At 42.6% G+C, this 26300-nt stretch carries 21 protein-coding genes; 9 read left to right on the top strand and 12 right to left on the bottom strand.

All coding sequences use genetic code 11. The annotated features are described in order from the left end of the window. Nucleotides 1-12: 12 nt before the first annotated feature. Nucleotides 13-1512, top strand: a complete 1500-nt coding sequence (gene murD, locus NPUN_RS20235) for a UDP-N-acetylmuramoyl-L-alanine--D-glutamate ligase (protein ID WP_012410355.1) — start codon at nt 13-15, stop codon at nt 1510-1512. Between the two features lie 134 nt (nt 1513-1646). On the opposite strand, the gene NPUN_RS20230 is transcribed toward murD, so the two are convergent. Then, on the bottom strand, nt 1647-1871 hold the full coding sequence (locus NPUN_RS20230) for a type II toxin-antitoxin system HicB family antitoxin (protein ID WP_012410354.1): 225 nt from the start codon (nt 1869-1871) through the stop codon (nt 1647-1649). Between the two features lie 11 nt (nt 1872-1882). Beyond that, a complete protein-coding gene (locus NPUN_RS20225) occupies nt 1883-2128 on the bottom strand; it encodes a type II toxin-antitoxin system HicA family toxin (RefSeq protein WP_234710958.1) in 246 nt (81 codons plus the stop codon). 132 nt (nt 2129-2260) lie between these two features. On the opposite strand from NPUN_RS20225, the gene argS reads away from it, so the two are divergent. Then, entirely contained in the window at nt 2261-4015 is a 1755-nt protein-coding gene (gene argS / locus NPUN_RS20220) for an arginine--tRNA ligase (RefSeq protein ID WP_012410352.1), read from the top strand. A gap of 237 nt (nt 4016-4252) precedes the next feature. Continuing rightward, complete coding sequence (locus NPUN_RS20215; RefSeq protein WP_012410351.1) at nt 4253-4810, top strand: 3'-5' exonuclease family protein; 558 nt, start codon at nt 4253-4255, stop codon at nt 4808-4810. Nucleotides 4811-4926: 116 nt separating this feature from the next. On the opposite strand, the gene NPUN_RS20210 is transcribed toward NPUN_RS20215, so the two are convergent. Continuing rightward, nucleotides 4927-6252: a hypothetical protein gene (locus NPUN_RS20210; protein WP_012410350.1), complete on the bottom strand. Its 1326-nt coding sequence runs from the start codon at nt 6250-6252 to the stop codon at nt 4927-4929. 821 nt (nt 6253-7073) lie between these two features. Next, entirely contained in the window at nt 7074-7307 is a 234-nt protein-coding gene (locus tag NPUN_RS20205; RefSeq protein ID WP_012410349.1) for a hypothetical protein, read from the bottom strand. A 160-nt stretch (nt 7308-7467) separates the two neighbouring features. On the opposite strand from NPUN_RS20205, the gene NPUN_RS20200 reads away from it, so the two are divergent. After that, nucleotides 7468-9639 (top strand): NAD(P)/FAD-dependent oxidoreductase, encoded by a 2172-nt coding sequence (locus tag NPUN_RS20200; protein WP_012410348.1) that lies wholly within the window; start codon nt 7468-7470, stop codon nt 9637-9639. Between the two features lie 197 nt (nt 9640-9836). Here NPUN_RS20200 and NPUN_RS20195 read toward each other — a convergent pair whose 3' ends face one another. Next, nucleotides 9837-11387, bottom strand: a complete 1551-nt coding sequence (locus NPUN_RS20195; protein ID WP_012410347.1) for a hypothetical protein — start codon at nt 11385-11387, stop codon at nt 9837-9839. 971 nt (nt 11388-12358) lie between these two features. On the opposite strand from NPUN_RS20195, the gene NPUN_RS20190 reads away from it, so the two are divergent. The 3 genes from NPUN_RS20190 to NPUN_RS20180 all read left to right on the top strand — a co-directional run bounded on the left by NPUN_RS20190 (nt 12359) and on the right by NPUN_RS20180 (nt 16249). After that, on the top strand, nt 12359-13813 hold the full coding sequence (locus NPUN_RS20190; protein ID WP_012410346.1) for an aminotransferase class V-fold PLP-dependent enzyme: 1455 nt from the start codon (nt 12359-12361) through the stop codon (nt 13811-13813). Between the two features lie 201 nt (nt 13814-14014). Further along, on the top strand, nt 14015-15301 hold the full coding sequence (locus tag NPUN_RS20185) for a sulfite oxidase (RefSeq protein ID WP_041565528.1): 1287 nt from the start codon (nt 14015-14017) through the stop codon (nt 15299-15301). Nucleotides 15302-15472: 171 nt separating this feature from the next. After that, a complete protein-coding gene (locus NPUN_RS20180) occupies nt 15473-16249 on the top strand; it encodes a sulfite exporter TauE/SafE family protein (protein ID WP_012410344.1) in 777 nt (258 codons plus the stop codon). Between the two features lie 359 nt (nt 16250-16608). Here the strand turns inward: NPUN_RS20180 and NPUN_RS20175 are convergent, their stop codons facing one another. The 7 genes from NPUN_RS20175 to NPUN_RS40130 form a co-directional block, all read right to left on the bottom strand. Continuing rightward, nucleotides 16609-17751 (bottom strand): transposase, encoded by a 1143-nt coding sequence (locus NPUN_RS20175; protein WP_052304636.1) that lies wholly within the window; start codon nt 17749-17751, stop codon nt 16609-16611. A gap of 109 nt (nt 17752-17860) precedes the next feature. Then, nucleotides 17861-19360 (bottom strand): Ig-like domain-containing domain, encoded by a 1500-nt coding sequence (locus NPUN_RS20170; RefSeq protein ID WP_012410343.1) that lies wholly within the window; start codon nt 19358-19360, stop codon nt 17861-17863. Between the two features lie 69 nt (nt 19361-19429). Continuing rightward, the gene (locus NPUN_RS20165) at nt 19430-20203 is read right to left on the bottom strand and encodes a TIGR03943 family putative permease subunit (protein ID WP_012410342.1); all 774 of its coding nucleotides are present in this window, start codon (nt 20201-20203) and stop codon (nt 19430-19432) included. A gap of 53 nt (nt 20204-20256) precedes the next feature. Beyond that, nucleotides 20257-21312: a permease gene (locus tag NPUN_RS20160; RefSeq protein WP_012410341.1), complete on the bottom strand. Its 1056-nt coding sequence runs from the start codon at nt 21310-21312 to the stop codon at nt 20257-20259. Between the two features lie 738 nt (nt 21313-22050). Beyond that, nucleotides 22051-23058 carry a WD40 repeat domain-containing protein gene (locus tag NPUN_RS20155; RefSeq protein WP_012410340.1) on the bottom strand — a complete coding sequence of 336 codons (1008 nt, stop codon included), beginning with the start codon at nt 23056-23058 and terminating at the stop codon, nt 22051-22053. A gap of 132 nt (nt 23059-23190) precedes the next feature. After that, complete coding sequence (locus NPUN_RS20150) at nt 23191-23484, bottom strand: hypothetical protein (protein WP_012410339.1); 294 nt, start codon at nt 23482-23484, stop codon at nt 23191-23193. Between the two features lie 326 nt (nt 23485-23810). Further along, entirely contained in the window at nt 23811-23981 is a 171-nt protein-coding gene (locus NPUN_RS40130) for a chlorophyll a/b-binding protein (RefSeq protein ID WP_012410338.1), read from the bottom strand. A 417-nt stretch (nt 23982-24398) separates the two neighbouring features. On the opposite strand from NPUN_RS40130, the gene ald reads away from it, so the two are divergent. Further along, a complete protein-coding gene (gene ald, locus NPUN_RS20140; RefSeq protein ID WP_012410337.1) occupies nt 24399-25490 on the top strand; it encodes an alanine dehydrogenase in 1092 nt (363 codons plus the stop codon). 326 nt (nt 25491-25816) lie between these two features. Then, nucleotides 25817-26293 (top strand): surface-adhesin E family protein, encoded by a 477-nt coding sequence (locus tag NPUN_RS20135; protein ID WP_012410336.1) that lies wholly within the window; start codon nt 25817-25819, stop codon nt 26291-26293. Nucleotides 26294-26300: the final 7 nt, after the last annotated feature.

Here is a 26300-nt window from a genome sequence, read left to right as displayed (position 1 = left end):
TGCTTGCAATCTATGTCCAAAGCTCATGTTATTGGATTGGGAAAGTCCGGTGTTGCTGCGGCGAGATTGTTGAAACGGGAAGGTTGGGAGGTAGAGCTGAGTGATGGCAACACCTCCAAAACCCTCCTACAACAACAACAAGAACTCGCTGCCGAGCAAATAACCGTTAAACTAGGCCAATCCCTAGAATTAAATGGTGATAATTTACCCCAATTAATAGTTGTTAGTCCTGGCGTGCCTTGGGATATTCCCGTATTAATCAAGGCACGCCAATTAGGTATTGAAACCATTGGGGAAATGGAACTCGCTTGGCGAAATTTGCGTTGGCGCAGCCAGCCGCAGGCATCGCTACCTTGGGTAGGAATTACAGGTACTAACGGTAAAACTACTACCACAGCTTTAATTGCTGCCATTTTTCAAGCAGCAGAATTAGACGCGCCCGCCTGCGGTAACATTGGCTACGCCGCTTGTGAAGTTGCCCTTTCTTGGAGCGGGAGAGGGGCAGGGGGCAGGGAGCAGGGAGCAGGGGGAGATAGGGAAGTAAATTCTTCCTCATCCCCCTCGCTCGATTGGGTGATTGCGGAGGTTAGCAGCTATCAAATAGAATCTTCCAGTTCTCTTGCACCCCGTATCGGTGTTTGGACGACTTTTACACCGGATCATCTGAGTCGGCATAAGACTTTAGAGAACTATTACAACATCAAAGCAAAGCTGTTGCGTCAGTCAGAGTTGCAAGTGTTCAATGGCGATGATGCCTATTTGAGCCAGTTAGGTTTAAGTGCTTGGCCTAATGCCTATTGGACAAGTGTCAAAGGAAAAGATTTCCTGATTAGCGAAAAAGGCTTTTACATCGAGAACGGCTGGGTTGTGGAAAAATTGACTGCAACCTCAGCACCAGAACCGATTGTGAAAGTATCTACTTTGCGGATGGTGGGAGAACATAATCAGCAAAATCTCTTGATGGCAGTAGCAACGGCACGATTAGCGGGAATTAATCGTGATGCGATCGCACGTGCGATTCAGGAATTCCCCGGCGTTCCTCATCGTTTGGAGCATATCTGCACTTGGGAAGGTATTGATTTCATCAACGACAGCAAAGCCACCAACTACGATGCGGCCGAAGTTGGTTTAGCATCTGTGAAAAGTCCAGCGATTTTAATTGCTGGTGGAGAAGCCAAAGCAGGAGATGATACTGGCTGGCTAGCACAAATCCAAACCAAAGCTGCTGCTGTATTATTGATTGGCTCTGCTGCACCCGCATTTGCTCAACGCCTGCAAGAAGTGGGGTATTATTCTTACGAAATTGTGGAAACTATGGAAAGGGCAGTTCCCAGATCGGCGGAATTAGCCAAGGAGTATCAAGCGCCTGTGGTGTTGCTATCTCCAGCCTGTGCGAGTTTCGATCAGTACCCAAATTTTGAGGTGCGCGGCGATCGTTTTCGTGAGTTGTGCCTTGCTTGGGCGGCAGGAGGAAAGCTTCAACACAACTTGATGCTTTCATCTTCTCTATAATTAATTCACTGTGTGGCTTGCAGTTACACAGTGAATTAATTGTGTAATCTAAAAGTGCGGTGCGATCGCATTCTCACAGAGACTTAAAATATTCTAGAAGGATTGTTTAGAGCTAATTTAGTGGTTTTCTATAATTATGTTTTGCTGTAGTTTGCAACTTCAACCTCATGAGCGATGCTTGTAGGTTTAGGAATAGGTAAACCATCTTCTAGCATTCCTTCTATATGAAATTCAATAGCTTCTGCAATCATCTGCTTGACTTCTTCTAAGGTTGCACCTGTAGTTACACAACCTGGTAAATCAGGCACATAAGCAGAGTAATTACTATCCGCCTTTTCAATCACCACTACGTAATGCATTGCCGTTCTCCTTATAATTGTGCTTGCCTCCAAATACTACTGAGAGTACCAGGGGCTAAGTCGTCAGAGAATTTACCTGGAACTGTAACTAAACCTGGTTTATCAGGATGCTTGAACTGTTGATGACTATCTTTAGTTCTATCAAGATACCAACCATCAGCTTCCACTCGCTCGATCGCATCACGTACTTTCATGTTACTACTTATCTCTACAGGGAAAATTTCTGTTACAGATAGAGTCGCTAATTGAGAAGTCAAAAGTCAATAAGATTTCCTATTTGTGGTAGTGAGCGATCGCCTCATGAATCGAGTGGCTCAAAATGAAATGCTAAAGTTAATAATCAAGCTTTTCCAGAGCTACATTCTCTCTCTCCCAGATAAAATTTATATATGAACGCTACACAAGAAAAACTAAAAGTTCAGCTTGAACAGGCTTTAGTCGCAGCTTTTGGGGCTGACTTCGCGGGAGTAGATCCAATTTTGGTTTCTGCCAGTAATCCTAAATTTGGTGATTATCAGGCGAATGTGGCTTTATCCCTAAGTAAAAAGTTAGGCAAGCAACCAAGAGCGATCGCAGGGGCGATCGTTGAGAAACTAGATGTATCCGAAATCTGCGAACCACCGGAAATTGCTGGGCCAGGGTTCATCAATCTGAAACTGAAAACGGCATATCTAGAAGCACAACTGAACGATATTCAAGCTGATCCCCGGTTAGGAGTTCCAGCCGCGAAAACGCCGAAGCGGGAAAATGTGGATTTTTCCAGTCCGAATATTGCCAAAGAAATGCACGTTGGACACCTGCGTTCTACCATTATTGGTGATTCTATCGCCCGGATTTTAGAATTTCAAGGACACGATGTGCTGCGGTTAAATCATGTCGGTGATTGGGGTACACAGTTTGGAATGTTAATCGCCTATCTGCGGGAAGTTTACCCAGATGCGCTTACCACCGCTAATGCTTTAGATATTGGTGATTTAGTTTCTTTTTACCGCAAAGCCAAACAACGCTTTGATACAGATACAGCTTTTCAAGAAACAGCACGCCAAGAAGTTGTCAGATTACAAGCAGGTGCAGAAGATACACTTCATGCTTGGAAACTGTTGTGCGAACAATCACGGCGAGAGTTTCAAGTAATTTATGAATTGCTGGATATCAAGTTAACCGAACGCGGTGAATCTTTCTACAACCCTTTATTATCTGGTATTGTGGAAGACTTAGAAAAATCGGGATTACTGGTAGAAAACCAGGGCGCAAAATGCGTTTTCTTAGAAGGGTTTACAAATAGAGAAGGTGAACCTTTACCTTTAATTGTGCAGAAATCAGATGGCGGCTATAACTACGCCACGACAGATTTAGCATCCCTCCGCTACCGGATTCAGCAGGATCAAGCAAAGCGAATAATTTATGTAACAGATGCTGGACAAGGAAACCACTTTGCCCAATTTTTCCAAGTAGCACGCAAAGCTGGCTGGATTCCCGATGATGTGGAATTAGTGCATGTTCCCTTTGGGTTAGTGTTAGGAGAAGATGGGAAGAAATTTAAAACTCGTTCTGGGGATACTGTGCGGTTGCGGGATTTATTAGATGAAGCTGTTTCTCATGCCCATGCTGACCTAAAAACTAGATTACAAAAAGAAGAACGTCAAGAAACTGAAGAATTTATTAATGAAGTTGCTAGGGTAGTTGGAATTAGTGCAGTTAAGTATGCAGACTTAAGCCAAAATCGCACCAGTAACTACATCTTCAGCTACGACAAAATGCTGGATCTCAAAGGTAATACTGCGCCTTATATGCTATATGTTTATGCGCGGATTCATGGGATTAGCCGCAAGGGTGATATTAATTTTAAAGAGTTGGGAAATAATGCCGTTTTGTTGCAGCATGAAACAGAATTAGCACTGGCAAAATATTTACTTCAACTGGATGAAGTTATTAGTAGTGTAGAGCAAGACTTGCTACCCAATCGTTTATGTGAGTATTTGTTTGAACTGAGTCAGAAGTTTAACCAATTCTACGATCGCTGTTCCATACTACAAGCCGAGGAACCGCAGCGAACATCTCGGTTGGTTTTATGTGATTTGACTGCTAGAACTTTGAAGTTGGGATTATCTTTGTTGGGAATTCAGGTGTTGGAGAGAATGTAATTTTTTTTAGCGCATAGGCGTTTCACCTTCCCACAGAGTAAGAGTTACGCGTTAGCGTCTCTGAAAGTAGAAGCCTTTCACAGAGAAGGCGGTTTGTTAATCAGAAGTGCTGTACTTGGTTGCATCTGTGAGATTTTGTCATAGATTTCCGATAACGACGAAAACCCGTGTATTGCTAAAATCAGGCAATAGTCATCAACGCAGAAACATACTGATAAAAGACAGGCAGGATAAAAGGTGACAATCGAAATCTACGTCAGCACTGATATAGAAGCGGATGGCCCTATCCCTGGGCCCCATTCTATGCTTAGTCTTGCCTCAGCTGCGTATACCGCAGACAAACAATTGGTTGGGACTTTTACAGCTAATTTAGAAACCTTGCCAGGAGCCCAAGGACATCCCAAAACTATGAAATGGTGGGCAGAACAACCAGATGCTTGGGCAGCTAGTAGAGCCGACCCCCAGCCCCCTGTAGAAGTCATGAAGTCTTACCACTCCTGGCTTGTAGCTTTACCAGGAAAACCGATCTTTGTTGGCTATCCAGCCGCCTATGACTTTATGTTTGTCTACTGGTACTTGATAAATTTTGTGGGCGATAGCCCCTTTAAATTTTCGGCATTGGATATCCGTTCCTATGCGATGGCATTCTTAAAACAAAGCTACAACGAATCTGGAAAGGATAATCTACCTGCTGCATGGTTAGAAAATCTTCCATTGGCTCACATTGCCTTGGATGATGCCATTCAGCAAGGAAAGTTATTCTGTAATCTTTTGCAAGCGAATCTACAGCGTTAAGTAAGATAGCTATGCGATCGCACTTATAAGATTTTGTAACAGATTTCCGATAACGACGAAGCCCGATCATTGTTATCGGAAATCCCTTACTGCTTTGAGAAACCGAGCATCTTGCTCTATACCTGAGTACCTTCGATGTAAGCCTTAATGGTAGGTAACGCCGTCATCTTCTCATAGAAGAAATTGTTGACTATTTTCATCACTTCCGCCTGGGCTATTTCTACTTCGGAACCAAGGGGAGTGCCAGATTCTTGGCGGCACAAACTACGATATAAGCGTAGCAAATGACGCACGATTTCTAACTCCTCTTCACCCTCCAAGACCTTGACGACCGAGACGATCAGTTCATCCGTCTGATTAAGAATGCTCTCGATATCAAAGACACTACTCTTGTCCCTAGCTTCTTGGACAGTTCGCACTAGGGCATGGACTTGATAGAGGAGTGCCGCGGGTTCATCGAACAACTCACGCAAAAAAGCTGCTTCTTCATAACGCCCGTTCAGTCGGAAGATGTTGTACAGGCGCTTGGCTGCTTTGCCGTAGTTGAGTTTCTCGCCCTTAACACATTTCTTGACTTCCTTTTCCAATTGCGCCACATAATCATCCATGACATCAGTGGAGACCTGCTTCACCAGCTTGGAAAAAATTGGGGCTGATTCAGCATCCAAGTAAACTTCCTGGAAATAGCCGTCCAGATAGCCGTCTAGTGGAGTGATGACACCATCTGGTGCTTCCCAGGTGACATCCAACATATTACTGGCATTGGACAACTGACCGCGTACCGCGTCGGCAATCACCCAATCTAGCTTGCACCAACCTGGGTCTTGTGCTATAGAATCCCACTTAATAACTACAGGATTTCCTTTTTCATCGATTGCTTCGATCTGACCAGCAGCAATATCATTGGGTAGCCAACTAATTGGTGAACCTGCTCGCATGGTCTGTTCTCCCCGAATCACCTCTTGGGGATAACTACCAAATTTCAACTCAATTAACTGGTAATTTGAACCGGACAAGCTGTTGAGCGCCTTCTCGCGCATTATTTTAGCAAGAATCTCGCAGGCTTCGGTGCGGGTGGGTGCAATGATATTCACTCGCTCGAAATAGTCACAGTCTCCAGGGTAAGTTTGAATCTTGGATTGAGCCGCTGAACCAGAGAGCGCCAATGCCGTTTCCACAACACCAGGGATGTCGTCAAATTCTACGATTTTGCCAATGGCGCGAAACCGTGCCAGCTGTTGCGGGTCGAAATCCAACATGGTGACTTTGTGTCCAAAGACACCTGTGTCTTTATCCACCACAATATCGCTGTCGCCTGTCGCCTCAGTAATGGAATTCATCCAGCGTTCCAATTCTAGCTCATTGAGTTGAACCCCTAAACGATTAGCTGATTCAACGATGCGGTTACGTGCATCTAGAGTTTTATCCTGTGCTTTTGTCATAGTTTATTCCTGATTTTATTTTGTGATTATACCTTTATAAATGATTTCAGGAAAAATGATTTTTGCACTCGTTGTTAAAGAATATTTATTGAATATTAAGTTTGATGAAATACGGTCTATTTCACAGTAATCGCCTGAGATAAAAGCCGCTAATTCTTTCTATATAAGGTTTGCAATGCAAATATTTACTAATTGTTTGTTGGATTTTGTTCTCTACTAAATAGTTTTGAAGAGAGAAGAATAGTTAGTAAGAGATATCATAATACTCCAAATTCATCTTTTTGCTCATGAGTCTCATGTTAAATAAAGAATGTTCATAAATAGTAGTAGATAGTCTGCACAAATAAACTTAACTATTTAAGGTCGTCGTTTTTCCTTTTTTATTCTTAATTGCTAAGGGTTTTAAATATATTTACTTTTTGTAACATAGTTGTATTTATTTCTACTCACTTAGTTAGCGATCGCTAACTAAGCTATGTGCCAAAAAGATTTATTCCGCTAAGGTGTCGAGGCGGCGATCAAAAGCATAAGGATGAACCCGAAAAGAGACTTAGGCTGTAAAGCAGAGGTCTTTCGCTTTCAGAACGTTGTAAAATTCTTTAGCAACGTAAAACGCTGATATGGTTAATTTAGTGGCTTCTGCGCCATGAATGCCAAAATAGCAAGTCAATTGCCAATTCCATACTGACAATTATTGTTACTCTTATACCTAAAATGCGATGCCTACGGCGGGCAAAGCCAACGCCAATATTCCCAATATTTAGTTGCAAACCTAAATATCTAATGCTGCGCCAAAAATTTTCTTTATATTATGCAAGGTTTTAGGAGAACTTTTCCCAGGATTGGACAACTAATTGGCTCAACCAGCGACGTTGTTGCTGATCCAGCATTGGATCGTCTGCTAGCAACTGAGCGGTTAATTCTTCCAAAGATTGACCCTGAGCGCGGACAATTTTAATGACTCCAGCGATCGCAGCTGCAACGAGTTCTTCATCAATTGGCTGTTGTCGCAGGGCAAAAATTTCTTGGGGACTGTCTGGAATGGGATAATTCATGGCGTGGGTTTACAGAAATACAAAATGAACAATAAATTCAACAAATTCTTAAAATTTCTTTACTGAATCTTTACGAAACTAGTTGCGCGGAGTGTATCTTGCTTTGTGCCTTCATAAAATCTGTCTTAGTGAGTAGATTGATCGGAGATGTCAGGAAACGATGAGAGAAATCCTTTATTTAGAAGTTCCAACTCCAGATATAGAAACTGTGCGTAGCTGGCTACAAACAGATTTTGAACCTGGAAATGGAGAAAAAGTGCTTACTTTGGAAGGCTTTCGCCTCAAAATACCCAGTGCTAAGACACCTGCTGGGGCGGCTCTTTCCGAAAACTTGCCTGTAGAACTTTCGGTATTTGTTTGGTCAGTGCAACGAACTACCTATCTGAAAGTGTTTCGTTGGGCAGAACAACCCTTTCCCTGTGAGGGACAAATTCTGCAACGCCTAACCAAAGAAATTAGAAGCCGTTTTCCGCATCATTACCCGGAACCACCACCGATTGATTTATCCCAACAATCGATTTTTGCCGCTTTAGCCTCTGCTTACCCCCTCACCGTCAAGTATTTTCAGAAAATGCCCAACGGTGAATACGATCTAACACGTGCCTACTGGTGGGAACAACGGTGGCGCGAAGGAGTACGAAATCCGCAGCAGCCGCGTCAAGTTGTGTTTTCCAGTCGAGGGGACAGGGGACAGGGGAGCAGGGGAGCAGGGGAGCAGGGGAGCAGGGGAGCAGGGAGAGATGGAAAAATAATATCTTCATCATCCTCCTCATCCCCTACTTACGACCTGATTTATATCGGCGGCGCACTAGGCGCGATTCATGCAGCATTGATGGCAAAACTAGGATATAAAGTCCTGCTGGTGGAACGAATGCCCTTTGGCCGGATGAACCGAGAATGGAATATTTCTCGCGATGAGATTCAAAGCTTGGTTAACCTGGGTTTAGTCACCCCCGCTGAGTTAGAAACCATCATTGCTAGGGAATACAAAGATGGATTCAATAAGTTTTTTGATGCGAACAATCCATCCAAACTGCGATCGCCCGTTCTGCACACACCCACAGTCCTAAATTTAGGCTTAGATTCCGAAAAATGGCTCCAAATGTGTGGGCAAAAGCTGCAAGCGGCAGGCGGCGAAATCTGGGATGAAACAGAATTTATGCGTGCAGATATTGATATATCACAAGTTCTGTTGCAAGTCAAGCACTTACCTAGTCAGGTTGAAAAACAAGTAAGTGGAAGACTGCTAATAGATGCAATGGGAACTGCCTCACCCATCGCTTGGCAGTTAAATGGTGGTCGTGCCTTTGATAGCGTATGCCCAACAGTAGGTGCGGCAATTGAGAGCGGATTTGAGCCGGGAGTATGGGATTCGCAATACGGGGACGTTCTTTATAGTCATGGGGATATTTCGCGGGGAAGGCAGTTAATTTGGGAACTGTTTCCCGCAGCAGATGATGAATTGACGATTTATTTATTTCATTACCATGAAGTCAATGCTGAAAATCCTGGTTCTTTGCTAGAGATGTACGAGGACTTTTTCACGATTTTGCCAGAGTATCGCAGGTGCGATATGGACAAATTGGTGTGGAAGAAGCCGACATTTGGGTATATACCAGGGCATTTTAGTGTAGGAAGTAGCGATCGCACAGTTGCCTTCGATCGATTGATTGCGATCGGTGATGCGGCATCACTTCAATCTCCCCTCGTCTTCACCGGTTTTGGTTCGCTAGTTCGCAACTTAGAGCGCTTAACAACACTGTTGGATACTGCTCTCAAACATGACTTGTTGAGTTTCCGCCACTTGAACCAAATTCGAGCTTATCAAAGCAATGTTTCCGTGACTTGGCTATTTTCCAAAGGCATGATGGTACCCACTGGGAAATTCTTACCACCCCAGCGCATTAACTCTATGCTCAACACCTTCTTTGGATTGTTAGCAGATGAACCCCAAGAAGTAGCAGATAACTTTATCAAAGATAGGTGTGATTGGTTAACCTTTAATCGCCTAGCACTCAAAGCCGCTAGGAAAAATCCTGCCTTACTTTTATGGATTTGGGAACTAGCTGGGCCTAGAGATTTAATGCGATGGCTTGGTAGTTATTTCAATTTCGGTCGTCATGCTCTCGTTAGCGCTTTGCTAAGCCCCTGGTTTGGGCGCTTCTTAAACCGGGTAGGTTTTTGGTTAGAACCCCGAAATCCTGGCTTGTGGCTGTGGCTATTGGCGATTAATTATGCGATCGCCACAGGCAAACCGCGATCGCGCTCTCAAGTAGCAAAGACAAACCCAGAAGCCGTAATCCCGAAGTCAGAAGCAAGGATTCTCAATTAGTCATTGGTCATTGGTTATTGGTTATTGGTTATTGGTAATTGGTCACTTGTAGTGAGTTTCGACTGCGCCCAACTACCGCGTAGTCGTAAAGCCTGCGGCATAGCTACGCCTAGGGCGCAGCCTCTCTAAGAGTTGTATTAGTCATTGGTCATTGGTCTTAGTATTTAGACAAATGACAAATGACTATTGACAAATGACTATTGACTCTTGGGGCGAAAATTCGGTAGTTCCACAGATGCCAACGACTTACGCCCCTTGGGTGGACGTTGGGGATAAACCACAGGTGAAGGTGAATTACCGTCATTGGTGTTATCACCTAATGACTCTGAGGAAAAATCATTTTCTGACAATTCCAACTGTGACAATTGAGAAACTTCTGACCAGTAATCTTCAGCTTCTCCAATAGGCGGCTCAGTGTGGAAGGAGGTAGAAGACAGCAGTAAGTTATTGGCTGGTGAAAGTACAGAATCTGTCGTCCAAGAAGTAGAGGTAGTTACAGGGGGATTAATTTCTGCCTCCAACTCCTTCTCCCGTTGATTTTCTACTTTTTCATCGTCTTCTATAATTGTTGCCAAAGTCTCCCAGACAGGGGCATTATTAGCATCCACATCTGTTTTTGCAGTAGGCGGTGGTGATGTAGATGGAGGCTGGGAAGTGAAAAACATTTGGATGAGACTATCTAATTGCTGATCTAAATTGGATGAGCCCGAAGTTGAAACAGCTTCAGGTGTATCTGGGGAATCGTCAATTTTTGGAAAGGGAGCAGGAGGTTCTGCTGCTTTTGGGGTATTTTTTTTAACTGACCAGTTCCAAGAAGATGATGGCGGTGGAGTCGGCTCAGTTCTTTGGAATGGGATTGGTGCTGACGGTTCACCCCAAGAATCATCTTCATTTTCAGTCAATGATTCTGATTCTGCTGACCAAGGTTTAATTGGCTGGGCATTAGGAAACAAAGACCGAGCTTTTCTAGAAAATCTTCCTTGTCCGCTAGTTATGTCTTTGGGGTGTTGTGCAGTATCTTCTAAAGAGTCATAGCTAGGAACCGATGTATCTAAACATTTTTCCAGAGCTGCTTTAAATTGCAGCGTCTGACGTTGTTGTCGCATCAGCCTAGTACGTAACTCCCGACAAACAGTTTCTGACTGCAATAACTGCTCAGACTGTTCGTTGTTATTAGTGTGTAACAACGTACATTCTCGCTCTAGCTGGGCAAGGCGTTGCTGGCTAATTTGTAGCTGTGCTTTATAACTATCAGTGAAAATTTCCTGACGTTGAATAGTTTGTACAGCAATTTCTAATTGTTGAAATAAAGATTTTATCTGTTCTTGAGCCGCAGCTAATTCCTGAGTATGTTGGTTGAGCATCGACTCAGTAACGCTAGAGCGCGTTTTCTGCCACTGCAAAACCTTTTCAGACTCAGCTAGGTTGTCTTTTAGCTGCTCTACTTGTTCATACAAGTTATTGTTAGCTGCACGCAATTCTTCGTTCAATGCCAGCAGGTTCTGAAATTCTGAATCAATAAGTGCTTGCTTGCCGATTTCCGGCTCTGCAACCCAGTCCTGCTGGGTGGTATCTTTTGAAAATTGTCTATCTTCAGCCGGCATGAGGAGTGGCAGTTGTTTAACTGCCATATTGTCATTAGGCACAACTGAGTAAAAGGGACAACTCGCCTGCTCCGATTGTGGCGAATTAGCAGAATTTAGGGATTCCATCACAGCCCCCTTATTTGAGGTGTCAGCTTCATTCATCACTCTTGACCCACCTGCCTAAAAATATCAGCAGTGCTGGCATTAGCATTGCTTATCAACCTTGTCTAATCAGGGTTTGCTCTAGAAGCTAAGTTTAACTCTCTCTAGGCACCAGCAATTAATCATCAATTGATGTTCCCTATTTTGGATCTAGACTGATGCCGTTATAACATTATGATGCTCGTCCCCGTCAAGAAGAGGCAGGGGGGAACGAGGCAGGGAGCAGGGGAGATTAAAGCAGTGGTGCCTCTGTCCCAAGGAAGTTTTTTACATGAAAAAACTGCCTTAGCTTATACTTTATTTTCTAGAATCGCATCTATCTTAAGATTTACATTTAAAATGTCTTCTTTAATACATTTTCATGCTAGCTCATTTATTACTTAGGATAGATGTCAGTACAAGTATCTACTATTCGATGATAATTCTGTTATTTTGAGCGATATCAGCAAACAACTAAGAGCTTCTGCTAAGAGTAAAATATTAAGAAAAGCTGACAATTACGAACAAATACGTAGAAAATAATATTGAAGCAGTAACAATTACAATAAGCAAATTAATAAAACTTTTTTAAAGAATAATCTCAACTTAGTACAGGCTTTTTTCTCGTTAAATATAGTCCCAGCAAGCAATCTCAGTTTTAGCTAGAAGAGGCTTTTTCTATCAACTTACCTTCAATATATCAAGTTTGTTTAATGACCACAAGAAAATTGTTTAAAGTATACTTAACTGCTTACGAATATTTTTTACATTGTAATTTGATTGACGGTAAAATTATTTTATTTACGTACTAACACGGATACACTTTTTAATTGATTTATTAAAGAATAATTGGAATAACCGAGTTTTTTATTAGTAATAAAGTAGTTATAAAGACCATAATTACTACCGATGGATGTGAGATTGAGTTAGAGAAAGCGGTGTGTTAGTTAGGTTATTCCAAAAATTCCAAGTTTAAAACAGAGGTGCTAAAGATGACCGACATACTTGCAATGGGTGTAAATATAAAACAAGAAACTGTCCAATTCCCGATAGTTGCAGAAAATTTTGACAGTTTTTGGGACAAAGAAATTAGACCGTTATTCACAGATGAGTCTCTATCTTTTAGGGTGAAGACTCTGAAGGGAAACTATGTAAATTACGTCAACTTGGATAATGGAGCTACAACCACTCCCTTTACAACCCTCAAGCAGCATGTAGACGAGATGCTTGACACATACGGCAGCGTGCATAGAGGTTCTGGGCAAAAGTCCATCATCACTACACGAGAATATGACGCTAGCCGGAACGTGATTCGAGACTTTGTGGGATCATCTTCAGACAACTATGTAATCTTTGCGAAGAATACAACAGAAGCAATTAATGGAGCTGCCACACTTTGGGCAAAAAAACCTGGGAAAATCTTAGTTTCTGATATTGAGCATTCATCAAACCTGCTCCCTTGGGTTACTAGAGACGAAGTTGTGCAATACAGAACCCAACCGGATGGAAGTGTAAGTGTCGCAGAAATTGAAGATATCTTCAAAGCACACCAAAATCTTCCTGAAGCCGAGCAAATTAAGTTAGTAACTATTACAGGTGCTTCAACAATTACAGGTTATAGACCCCCAATTTATGAAATCGCAGCTTTAGCACATCGGTATGGTGCTAAGATTTTTGCCGATGTATGTCAGTTAATTCAGCATGAACGAGTAGATATGCGTGCTGATGATGACCCATGTCATTTAGATTTTGTAGCTTTCTCTGGACACAAGATGTACGCACCTTATGGAACTGGGGTTTTGCTGGGTCCAAAGGAATTTTTTGATAGTTCTTACCCTTATCAAATTGGTGGTGGGAACCTGCCTTATATCACCAGAAATTTAGAGATCAAGCGTTTTTACACAGAACGGGCCCATGACCCTGGAACACCAAACGCAATGGGTGCGATCGCCATTGCCAAGGCAATTGAAATTATCGAAGCAGTAGGGCGCGATCGCATTGCTAAGTATGAACACTCTCTAGTTGAATTCACATATACACGGCTTAGGCTGATTCCTGGAGTTAAACTACATATCCCAGGAGATAATTTAGCCCATGTTATTCCCTTTGATATTGATGGGTTTGATGGACGCTTAGTAGCAGAAATTCTGGCACAAGAATACGGCATTGGAGTTAGGGCTGGGGCTTTCTGCACTTATGAATACATTCGCAAACTAAAGAATATTTCGGATGAGCGAGACTACGAGATTGCTCAGGAAGTAGACAGGGGAATTACACGCAACATCCCTAGTATTATCCGCGCTAGCTTTGCAGTATATAATACATTAGAAGACTGCGATCGCTTTATTGATGCGATCGCACAAATTGCTAAAAACGGATTTGCTCACTATTCGCCCAACTACACAGAAGATGAAATCACTGGTGTTTGGACAGCGATAAACAGCTAGTCTCTTCAGCGCATGGGGCATGGGGTATGGGGCATGAAGAAGAGACAAGGGAGACAAGGAAGAGGGGGGAGACAAGAGAGAGACTTATTCAATAATTCCTCCTTGTCTTCCTTATCTCCCCCTGCTTCCCCTGCCCTTCTGCTCCTTCATCTCTGTGCCTTAATTACGAATTACGCATTACGAATTACAAGGGGGTATAGCTTGAGCGATGAGAACCTCTTTGACCAAGAGGATTATCTACAGGCACGGGTTGATGAGTGCATCTGGCAAAAAAGCACAGATGCAGGTATTTCGCGCCAGCGCTTTCTGAAAATACTAGCCACGATGGTTGGCGCAACAGCCATCGGGGGTTTAGCTAAACCTGCGCCTGCTCACAGTCAGGCAGCTGTTAAAACTAAGGGCAGTAAAATACTTAAACCATTACCACCAGGGTATATCTCCCATAGCAAAGGCACGTTAGAGATGAACTGGGAAGCGATGTATGAGCGTGGTTATTTAGTACCAAACGATTGGTTTTATGTTCACAACCGCAGTACACCTCCTCCCTTTGACCCATCTATATGGCGTTTGCAAATTCATGGAACTGGCGTTTCTGTCCCTTGCGAGTTCACTTACGATGAAATCATCACTATGCCTTCCATCTCAGTAACATGTGCCATTGAGTGTGCTGCTAATGGTCGGCGTTTCTTTGAAGAGGCTTACAACACACCACTCTCTGGAACCCGATGGAGGCTTGGGGCCATTGGTGTGGCTGAGTGGACTGGTGTACCACTGAGCATATTATTAGAGCGGGCTGGATTGAAATCTACAGCAAAAGATGTACTTGTTGAGGGTGCAGATGTGGATTCGTTGGACTCAAAAGGGACAAATAAATCTAAATTCAGCAGTGTAGTTCCAATTAGCAAAGCATTAGCAGATAACTCGCTCGTCGTCTATGCAATGAATGGAGAACCATTACCTCCAGATCATGGCCAGCCATGCCGTGTCTTATTCCCTGGTTGGGGAGGAAACGCCAACGTTAAATGGATTGAGCGGATTGAGGTTTCTGAAACACCGATATATACCCAGTGGGTAACGGAGCAGATGGTACTGGTTGGTGCAGATTACCCTGCGATCGCACCATATAAAGGTAAGCTGATTACCTATCAAAATGTTAAAAGCGCTTTCGAGTTGGCTTGGCCCGCTACGCTTTCGGCTCGAACCCATTTACTACGTGGACGTTCTTGGTCTGGGAAAGGAAAAATTGCCCGTGTAGAAGTCAGTCTAGATGGCGGTAAAACTTGGCAGCTTGCACGACTGAGAGAACCAAACTTTCCATTTGCATGGACACGATGGGACATTGAATGGAACCCAGTTCCTGGCGAATATTTTCTCCAAGCTCGTGCTACTGACAATTTAGGTAACACACAACCTAATACGGTTCCGTGGAATGATTTTGGATTGCTCTACGGAGGCATTGTTAGCCATCCGGTGACAGTACGGGGATGAGGGAGAAGGAGCAGGGAGCAGGCTTGCCGTGAGCGTAGCCGAACGGGAGCAGAGGGGCGGGGGAAGCAGGGGGAGATAAGGGGGATAAGGGGACAAGAAGAATCATCATGCCCAATTTCCAATTTCCAATTCCCAATTCCCACTATCAGTTCTCTAGAAAAATACCTATTTATGATTGATTTTAGTTGGTTGATTTTAGTAGCTGGGGGTTTAATATCTGGAGTCATAGCTGGACTTTTAGGAATAGGTGGTGGTATTATCACAATTCCTCTTTTAGTCACACTAGGTTATACTCCCGTTCAGGCGATCGCTACTAGTAGCCTTGCTATTGTGATTACTTCAATTTCTGGAAGTTTGCAGAATTGGTGGATGGGATACTTTGACTTTAAACGAGTAATCTATTTAGGAATTCCAGCTTTTCTAACTACTGGTATAGGTGTATATTTCGCCAACAAAATTCCATCTTATATAATACTATTTACATTTGGCATCATACTACTCGCTAATATCTATTTGATTGAACTTCGTAAGGGACTAGCCCTCAATGAAAAAGAGAATACAGGCCCAGTATTTAACCCATTAGTTTCTAAAATTAGCACTGGGGGAGCAGCAGGAATTTTAGCAGGTTTATTTGGCTTAGGTGGCGGTACGATTATGGTGCCACTACAAATGTTGCTACTGGGAGAAGAAATTAAAGTAGCAATTCAGACTAGTTTGGGCGTGATTGTCATCACTGCTTTAGTTGCCTGCACAGGACATACATTAGAGGGAAATATTCTGTTTGCTCAAGGTATAGTTTTGGGATGTGGCGGTCTTTTAGGCGTTCAGATGAGTACTCGCACCCTGCCAAAACTACCAGATTATACTGTGAGTTTAGTACTTCGTATCTTCTTAGGAATACTCTCAATCTATGTTTTTTGGGAAGCTTGGATAAATTATAATTACTAATTCGTAATTTGTAATAAGCTGTTCCACATTTAAAGTGCATAATTACGGCGGGCAAGATGCCCACCCCACAAGAGTTATATAAATTTTAGATATGCAAACTAGATGTGGTTTAGCTTATCATGTCTGCCTGATTACTTATTAAACCCAGAGAATCCCACCCTGCCAAAGGCTAACCCAACCTACTATTGGGGCAAGACTAAATTTGTGTATTAGATTTATGGTTTTTTCAGCTAAAGGCTCATAGTCGCGCTTTAGCTATTACAGCATTTTAGCCTTGCCACGCCACTACGAAACTGAAGTCAGTTGCTCCAATTCATATAACTATTATTCTGTAGATTTTATCAACTTATTTAGTTCCTCTATTGCGACATAGAAATCTCTCGATGACGCTTACGCCCTGCTTTAACTAATCCAAACAGCTTTTGACGTTCCACAAGATAAGGAACAGCCTCATGTGCATCACCACGGAGAACAGCTTGTGAAAAATGGTATAAAGCACGAAATACCATTTCTGTAGAAATTCGGTCTAAAGGTTGGTTGAGGGCGATTGCTATATCGATACATAATTGGTTAAGAACAGCATAAAAAATCCAAGTGGCAAAAATCTGGATTTGTACGCCATTGTTGTCCCCAACCCAAATATAAGCTAAACCTAAAAGTCTTTTTGTGAGCAGAAAAGCATCTTCAACGCGCCAGCGCCTGCTCCCTAATTCACAGACAAGATGAGCAGATAACATTTGTGGGTCGAGTACATTTGTCAGGTAATAGTACCAAGTTGAACCCCACAAAACAGAAACTAAACGTACTTGGTGCTGGCAAGGATTAGAGCGATATTCCCCCATAGATATAATTTCATCACGGTAGAATGGGGCATTGGTCAAACAACGTATCACCTTGTAAGAAGTTTTTTCTCGCAGTCTTGTCAAAAAAAACTTGTCAGCTTCTGTGAACGCATCAAACCAAGGAAACTTAAAAAATCCTAAATCTTGTTCTTGTAGTACTTTGAGTTTGCGTCTTAGTGCTTCTAGGGTTGAACCGTCAGTAATCCAGATGGCTGTAAATTTGGCGCATACTGGCTGCCAATTCTCTGGTACTGCCTGATTTTGTGGCTTCACATTCATTCTTTCCATTACTTGCTCGAAAATTTGTGCAAATAATTCTATTGGTAGTGTTCTCAATCGTTTTGAAACTGCTTGGGCACTCACTTCAATCCGACCTGCCCACAATAATCCTTCTTCGCATAGGACTCTTTGTACTTCTCTTAATCCAGGAATCTGACGATATACTAAACTCACAACGAGCGCCATCATTACCGATAAGGTCAGTATTCTGTCTCGGAATGGTTTCTTTTCTTCCGTTTCGTACAATTTCAAGGGTTTAAAGTTGAGCGGAGATAGTAATGAGTAGATTTTTTGTTCAATTTCCTCTATTGGCGGCATCGGTACTTGTTTTTGTTGCCGCAGGTCTGGGTTTCCTGTTCGCGCTGGGCGTTTTCTTGCCATGATGTATCTCTAAGAACATCATTAGTAATGTTCTTAGATTACATCTTTTGCTTACTTTTTGCTTAAGTTGACACCAATGGTCATTGTCCGGCTCCTACGAATTATTCGATTAAGGTAGCCATCGGGGATGAAATCCGGCTAAGGGGAGTTGTTCTGGTCTAATTTCAACAGTCGCAGCATCAGCGATGGGCAGCAGAGGCATTAACCACAGGCTACTGGTAGCAATAACATCTCCATCATCAGTTTTCAAAGTGTTTGTGGGTAATGATACTGGGGGGTTTGCCTGCGGTACTACTTGGTCAAATAACAAGCCTAAACCGTCAGCAGATAAACTCATTTGCACATTTCTTTGAGCGGGAGGCAGTACTAGCAGGGGTTTCTGTTGGCCGGTTTTCAGATCAATTGCTACCACATAAGGCTGTTCTATGTATTGTTCTTTGGATACTAGCTGTGTCAGCAAGCAATAGAGGGTGGGTGAGGCGATATCAAATTGGCAGCTGAGAATTGAACCTGTTGTTTTTAATAGTTGTTTCTGTACACCTTGGTTTGTCACTAAAAACAAATCTCGCGTGTAATCTGTATTAAACTTTACCATCGCTGCTTGAGAGCCATCTTTAGAGAAAGCCTGTACCAAACCAAACTGCGGCAGAAAATCTAGAGGTTTACTGGCATCACCTTGCAGTGGTAAGATCGCTGCTCCCTGTCCTTGGGCAACTGCTACGGCTTTACTATCTGGGGTGATCGTAAAGTCTCCCCCTGGTTGGCTTTTCAGACGTTTAGGAGTGGGTTTTTCTGCTGAACCGTCGCTGGTTGCTGGCATAAACCATAGTCCAAAGTCGCCGGGATTATTTTTGTTTCCGCGTTGGATGACAATAGTTTGCCCATCAGGTGATAAGTCAAATTTCAGGTTTTGATAATCTTTACTATCTAAAACTAGGTCAACTTTGCCTCCTGGTTGTGCTTCTTGTCCAGATTTACTAGAAACGCCTGTTGTCACTGTGTACAGTTGGGCTGAAAGTAAGTCTTCGTTATTGCTGGCGCGAGCCGAAAATAAAATTTTCTCTCCATCTGGAAATGACTCGAAGTCCATTGCTATCAAGTCTTTAGGGGTAAGTACCCTTTTTTGCTCTTGGGTTAAGTTGTATAGAACTAATCGCCCCTGTTCTTCTTGATTGGTTCCTATGTAAAGAATGACGCGATCGCGTGTGCGGAAGCTACCTGTAAAAGCCTGGATTAACCGATTTTTACCCTCTTGCTGTGCAAACTTATCTTTGGCTCCCTGTAACTGCAATTTATAATTTGTGCCATAAGGTGCTGGTGTTAATAGCGTATAAACCATCCGCCGACCTGCCCAACTAAATTTACCCGCTAGGGGTGGCTCGATTTTCAAGTTATCCTCTACACTTTTTGTTTCCATTGGGCGGCTGAAGGTGAGGGTAAAGGAGTTATCTTCCGCCCCAATCTGTTGATTTTGCCAGGTAAAGTCCCGCACACGAGCAGTTACCACATCACCTTGCAATATGATTAACCCAATCAGCACACTTAGCAGTAACATTAGTGCGATCGCTATCCGATCCAGTGGTTGGATAAATGTTTTAGATTTTGTCATTTGTCACTTGTACTGAGCGGAGCCGAAGTATTTGTCATTGGTCATTGGTCATTAGTCATCAACAAATAATTAATAACTATAAGGATTCTGGGGTTGAGGAATTTTTTTGAGAGAAGTAGCAGCAATGGTAAGTTGGCGTTTACCTGCCAAATTTTCTGTCATCATTTGTCCTTCTACTTCCAGCCAAGTGTCAGGGGAATAAGGTTCTTGATTGTTTGGAAGTTTGACAGGTAATCCTACTGGGTAAGCATCTGCTGCACAGCAAGTTAAGACAAATCGGGCTAAGAACAAATATTCTTTTCCTATATCTGGCGGATGAATAACAAATCCTTGAACTTTTACTTTTTGACCTGTATATGTGTCTGGTTCTGGATAGACATTAACAGTGCGTACCCAATCTACAAGCGATCGCTCCTCTGGACGAACAGTAGCTCGAAAGGCTTGGGGTTTGACGCGTGTACTTCCCAATAAATCGGTGGTTACGCCCCTTTGGAGTGCTTTGTCACTAGCAAAAACTTGCGGTGTAATGATAAAACCTAGAATCGCTGTAGTCAACAATAAAACACTGCCCCAACCAGGGGGAAATAAACTAATATGTTGGCCGTTTGGCGTAACATCACGGCGACGGCGCTGCCAAAGTTCCTGCATCTTGAAGAAACCAATAACAATCAAGCTGATACCTGTCACAACCACAAACCAAATGTAATTTGGGTGAATCAATAAGTTCAGCTTGTTAGTCAGCCAATATCTCAACATCAAAATGCCCCAAGATGTAATTGCTAGAGCATCCAACCAAGGGAGTAACAGATTTGGGATTTTAGATTTAGGATTTTTATTAGCCATTAGTTATTGGGCATGGGGCATTGGTTATTAGCAAAGAACAAAAGATTAATTCTTTAAAAAACGTGCAAATTGAGGAAAAGAGTTAACACAAATGTCAATTGTGCTGCTAAAGCAAATAAATAAAACACAGTTTTGGGCTTAAAAATAGATAACATCAAACCAACGCTTTTGATGTCAATCATTGGCCCAAACACTAGAAATGCCAACAAGGAACCGCTACTAAAGGTCGAGGCAAAAGATAGAGCAAAAAAAGAATCGACTGTAGAACAAATTGACACCACTACTGCTAATATCAGCATGACTACAATCGAGCTAATAGGCCCAGCACCCAAACTGAGAATTAATTCACGGGGAGCTAAGACTTGAATCGCTGCTGCGATCGCACTTCCTAAAATCATCACTCCGCCCAATTCCCGGAATTCTTGGACGCTATTATCTACCACTAGGCGCAGTTTATCTGCAAGAGGTTTATTGGTGTTAGAAATTGGGGCAGTCGGCTGTACAAAATTAGCATCAATCCGCAGAGGTACACCTGCTTTTCCTCCTAAAATATAAGTCCCGGATTGCAAGATATTTGGTATCGCTTCTTGCTGTTCTACTTGGTAACGTTTACCACGGCGTTTGGTTTCCGGCTGCGCGGGTGGATTAAACTTCATATACCGAGCGATCGCAGGTTGAATTATCGGATTTAAGTCCTTTTGAAAACTGAAAACAAAACCAATAATTGTGGCAATTGCTAGAGAAAATACGACTCGTAAAACCACTATTTCTGGCTGATCTCGAAATGCTGTCCAAGTTGACCAAATTACAATTGGGTTAATTGTTGGCGCTGCTAGCAAAAAACCAATGGCGACTGGTGTGGGTACTCCCTGAATCAGGAATCGCCGCGCTACTGGCACATTCCCGCACTCACACACCGGAAATAAAAAGCCGATCAAGCTGCCAACTAAAGCACCCAGCAGCGGATTTTTGGGCATTTTTTCTACTAATTTGCGCTCATCAACAAAAAATAGCAGCAAACTGGAGAATAAAACCCCAAGAAGCAAAAAAGGCATCGCCTCGACTAGCAGACTTAGAAATATCGTAAAACCATTGTTCAGTTGATTCATGTGCGTCGCAGTCAAAAGCGGTTTTTAGTTTTAGGGTTCTGCCTAGTCATTCTATCGAAATGGGGATCAAAAGCAGTTCGGGAAAATTAAACATCATTTAAGTAGCAAGTTATCTTACGTTTCAAATAGCGCTTAAACGCTACAAACCTTTGCTTCAGCCAAGATAGTAATTTTTACCTGAGTGCATTTACTGACGATGACCAGTTCTAAGATTGTCTAAGTTCAGAAATTGTTCCGATTATAGAGGGCAAGTAGCTGCATAGATAATTTGAATTTACCTATGTTTATACTTACAGTAATTTGCTGGATAAGATATTAGCTCGGCTGTATTTTCATCAAGTATTTACAGTTATTCAATAATTGGCGACACCGATAGCGTAGCGTAAAGCCTGCGGCATGGCTTCTCTACGAGAGGCTGTGCCAAGGCTTAGAGCGGCGCAGGAGCGTCATAGCCAGTCGTAGACATCGCAACACCGCACTTGGTTGCTACAATGATTGATTTTGGGTAGTTCTGGCAAAATCTAATCTGAGCTTTGCTTGATTTTTTACTATAAAAACTCTAAAAAAGCAAGAAAAAAGTTTAGCAAACACAGTAAATGCTTGCAATACCTTCTCCTCAAAGACAAGGTATTGTGGCGATCGCTCTTTTGTATAAGAGTCGCCATTAGGCTAAGAACCTGGACGGTAGTCATTCAGAACCCCAACTTATTTAAAAAGTCGGGATTCTAGTATTCGCTGTTAATTACGTTTTTGTGGAGTTCCCCAAATCTTGATTTGTCGATCAAATCCGCCACTGGCAAGAATTTTACCATTGGGACTAAAAGCGATCGCACTTACCCAGTCTGTATGTCCATTCAGTGTATTGATTAACTCACCTGTAGTTAAATTCCACACTTTAATCCCATCTTTGCCGGCACTAGCAAGGGTTTGTCCATCGGGGTTAATAGCGATCGCATTTACCCAGTTATTATGTCCTGTGAGGGTGCGGACTAATTCTCCAGTATTAATATTCCACAGTTTGACTGTGCGATCGCGGCTAGCACTCACTAATGTTTGTCCATCTGGTGTAAAGATGACAGCGCTAACAACATTAGAATGAGCGACAAATTCACTGATTAATTTACCAGTACTCAAGCTCCATACCTTGATTACACCCTTACTATCACCACTAGCCAAGGTCTGTCCATCAGGGCTAATGGCTAGAGTATAAATCAAGTTATCGAAGCGTACTAGAGTCCCTAAAGGGCGCTGCTGTAGTAAATCCCATAGCCGAATTCCATCCAAAGCCCCACTGATGAGAACTTTACTATCAGGAGACACCGCTAAAGATAATACGTTACTGGTATGTCCGACAAAAGAGCGGCTAAACTTAAAATTTTTCAGGTTCCAGAGGTTAATCGTGTTGTCATCACTACAACTAGCAAGGGTTTGCCCATCTGGTGAAATTACTAAAGACTCTACGGCTGCTTTGTGTGCTTTGTTAATATCCGCCAACTTTTTGCCATTTGCTGGATTCCACAGGCGAATAATACCCTCATTTTCTGCACCTCCACTCGCAAGAATTCTGCTATCTGGACTGAAAGCGAGAGATTTAACAGTTCCGTTATGTCCTCTGAGTGTGTAAAGTAGTTGGGCATTAGCAAAGCTGTTAGTAGTTGGGGAGTTTGGTGTTACTTCAACAGCAGCATGAGCTTGATGAATGTAAAACCCTTGCCAGATAGTCACTGGAAGGGCAACAGCTGCCATAAATGACAGGATAATATACGGACGCAGAAAATTATCCCCACTTCTTCCCTCACTACTCACACTTTTTCCTCACTTTTTATATACAAACAAACCACTTAGAATTATGAATTATCAACTCATAATTCAGCACTCTTAAAGAGGTGGTTTTTTCTTAGAAACGCTTAACATTGGTAAAGGCGCACTAGAAGAACGAGAGGGCAAATAATGTTGCACCACAGGTTCCTCTGGTAGAGGACGGCGCTGCTGGAAACGCCACAATTTAAAGGCTAGCGCTATGCCTGTTGTTCCCAAACCAAAAGCGAACAACGACCAGCTATCATTCAATCCGCCAATCAGGGCATCTATAGCGCCCATCGTCACCAATACACTGATTAGTGGCTCTTTTCGGTAGGTTGACTTCAAAAAACGAGGTAATACAGCATTCATCACAGCTTGGTTGGTTCCAGTTCAGCTTTTGTGTATATTTACCAAGAATACCTCACCCTTAATTTGCCTTTCTCATCGAAGGCAGACACTAATTATGATTTTCTTTAGTTGGGGAGGAAGTATAGTCATTAATTGTCTTGCACATACTAGTTGCAAGTCTATGATATTTCTATCACTAATAGGTATTTTGATTCCTCTCTTGCTTACATTCTAGTGCAAAGCATTTCGCTATCAATCGCCAAAGTCAAAACCAACTGGTTGTTCCAGCTGGTTGAAACTCTTTTAACTACTAGCTTAGAACTTGCACCTTGTGCTGGTTGGCGGCACTACTTCAGACCCAGCCATGATAGCACCCCTTGATTGGTGACATATTCAATCACCAGCATCAAAGCGAAGCCAATCATTGCAGCTCGACCATTCAAGCGTTCAGCATATTCGTTAAAGCCAAACTTTGGCTCTTCTAGTTTAGGTGTAATTGTTGGTTGTGTTTGTGTCATTTTTAAGAAACCTTTTTTTCGGCAAACGGGAGTTGATATGAAAATTCACAGCAATTGTCAGGTATAAGCGGTAAAGGTTAAAGGAATTGAATAGTATTTTCCCCTTCAGCTTTACCCTAAACTTGGTAACTTATGAGCTAATTGCAGTGCTTGAATGCCAAGATGACTTGATCAATTCAGCAAAAGCTTCCTAGTAGGGAGCTATACAATCGCTCTTTTAATAAATTGTTACTATTCTTTATATATTGTATAAACACTGGGGTAATAGTCAAGGGCTTGAGTTTGGGGCTACTCAGATTAAATTAAGAAACTTAGAACACAGATTAACTATCTTTAATACAGCTATCTGTAATAAGTCGGTAGCAAGCTTGAGATTCGCAGGCTAGAGTTAAACAAAAAAATTATCAGAGGCTATATATGGAAATCGGCGTTCCAAAGGAAAATAAGGATCAAGAATTTCGTGTAGGGTTAAGTCCTTCTAGTGTGCGAGTGCTGCGAGAAAATGGTCATAGCATCTTCGTAGAAACACAAGCAGGTAATGGTGCTGGATTTTCAGATGACGACTACAGAAGTGCTGGAGCCGAGATTGTCCCCACATCAGAAACGGCTTGGAATCGGGAATTGGTTGTGAAAGTCAAAGAGCCGTTGACATCTGAGTATAAATTTTTGCAGAAAGGGCAGATATTATTTACTTATTTACATTTAGCTGCCGATCGCAAATTGACGGAACATTTAATTGATTGTGGCACAACTGCGATCGCCTACGAAACTGTAGAACAACCTGGTGCTAACAAACTTCCTTTGCTCACCCCCATGAGCGTGATTGCAGGTCGGTTAGCAGTACAATTTGGGGCCAGATTCCTAGAACGTCAGCAAGGTGGTAGAGGATTGCTTTTGGGCGGTGTCCCTGGAGTCAAGCCAGGTAAAGTAGTAATTTTAGGTGGCGGTGTTGTCGGCACAGAAGCGGCTAAAATTGCTGTGGGTATGGGTGCGATCGTCCAGATTTTAGATGTGAGTGTCGAGCGTTTATCTTACCTAGAAACCTTGTTTGGCTCTAGGGTGGAATTGCTTTACAGCAACTCTGCTCATATTGAAGTTGCCGTCAAAGAAGCTGATTTGCTCATCGGTGCAGTTTTAGTGTTAGGACGTAGGGCACCAACATTAGTATCGCGTGAATTAGTTAAACAAATGCGTCCTGGTTCGGTAATAGTTGATGTAGCTGTTGACCAAGGTGGTTGTATAGAAACTTTACGCGCCACATCTCACACAAATCCGGTATACCTTGAAGAAGGTGTGGTGCATTATGGTGTACCTAATATGCCAGGGGCAGTACCTTGGACAGCAACTCAGGCACTTAATAATAGTACATTACCTTATATCGTCCAGTTGGCGAACTTGGGAATTATGGCGCTAGAAGTTAACCCAGCCTTAGCGAAGGGTGTGAATGTGCAGAATCATCGCTTAGTGCATCCGGCTGTGCAAGAGGTATTCCCTGATTTGGTAAATTAAGGTGTGCAAGGATTAGGCGATCGCTAATCAGACTAATTTTCTTGCCTTATGCGCGGATGGGTAGGTGTGCAAAATGAGAAGGAGCAAAAAATGGCTACTGCTCCATCTATACAATGCTTTTAGGGCACTAGTATTTTTAAACCATCCGCGCACCTTATGGAGACTGGCTTTCAGCGATTTGCATCTTGTGCTATGACTATTTGCTGAAAATCCCTATTAGGGATTGAAACGAGTTTTTCAAGTCTTTACAACCAACTGCTAAAGTTACCGATGCTTCAGAGGGAGATCGCCTTTGATAATGGAGGTATCAAATTTAACTTAGAGCAGTGATTAAGAAATTGATTGCTTTGTCTATTTTGCCTTCTACTGTTTGCCTTCCTGTTAACGCTCAGATCGCTAGTCAATGGATACCTGTAGCTAAAGGAGTGCAAGGTGAGATTTTTTCCATTGATAAAAATAGTATTCAGCCAAGTGGTTCCGCTTATGGCTTTTGGGTGCATATAGATCACACTCAAGGAAACATATCTGCGACTCGAATGTATATGGCGGCTGATTGTGGTACTGATGCGATTCAGTACGCTTGGATAATCGAAGCCAACCAAAGCGGACAGGTAACAAAAAATGAGCAGTTGAATATGCCAGCAATGCAAGCTCAGTCGGGGACAGTAAACAGCCAGTTAGTAAATGCTGTTTGCACTGGTTTTTCTACAGACCCGCAGTTAGCAGCATTAACAAGAAGGGCGCAAACAAACGCGGAAGCAATTACTAAGGCGATGCAGTCTGCCGCAAATATGTATAAGTGATTATCTA

It is taken from the genome of Nostoc punctiforme PCC 73102, from assembly GCF_000020025.1.
Classification (GTDB): domain Bacteria; phylum Cyanobacteriota; class Cyanobacteriia; order Cyanobacteriales; family Nostocaceae; genus Nostoc; species Nostoc punctiforme.
Note: the sequence above shows the minus strand (reverse complement) of the source record. Positions and strands in the feature narration are given on the sequence as shown.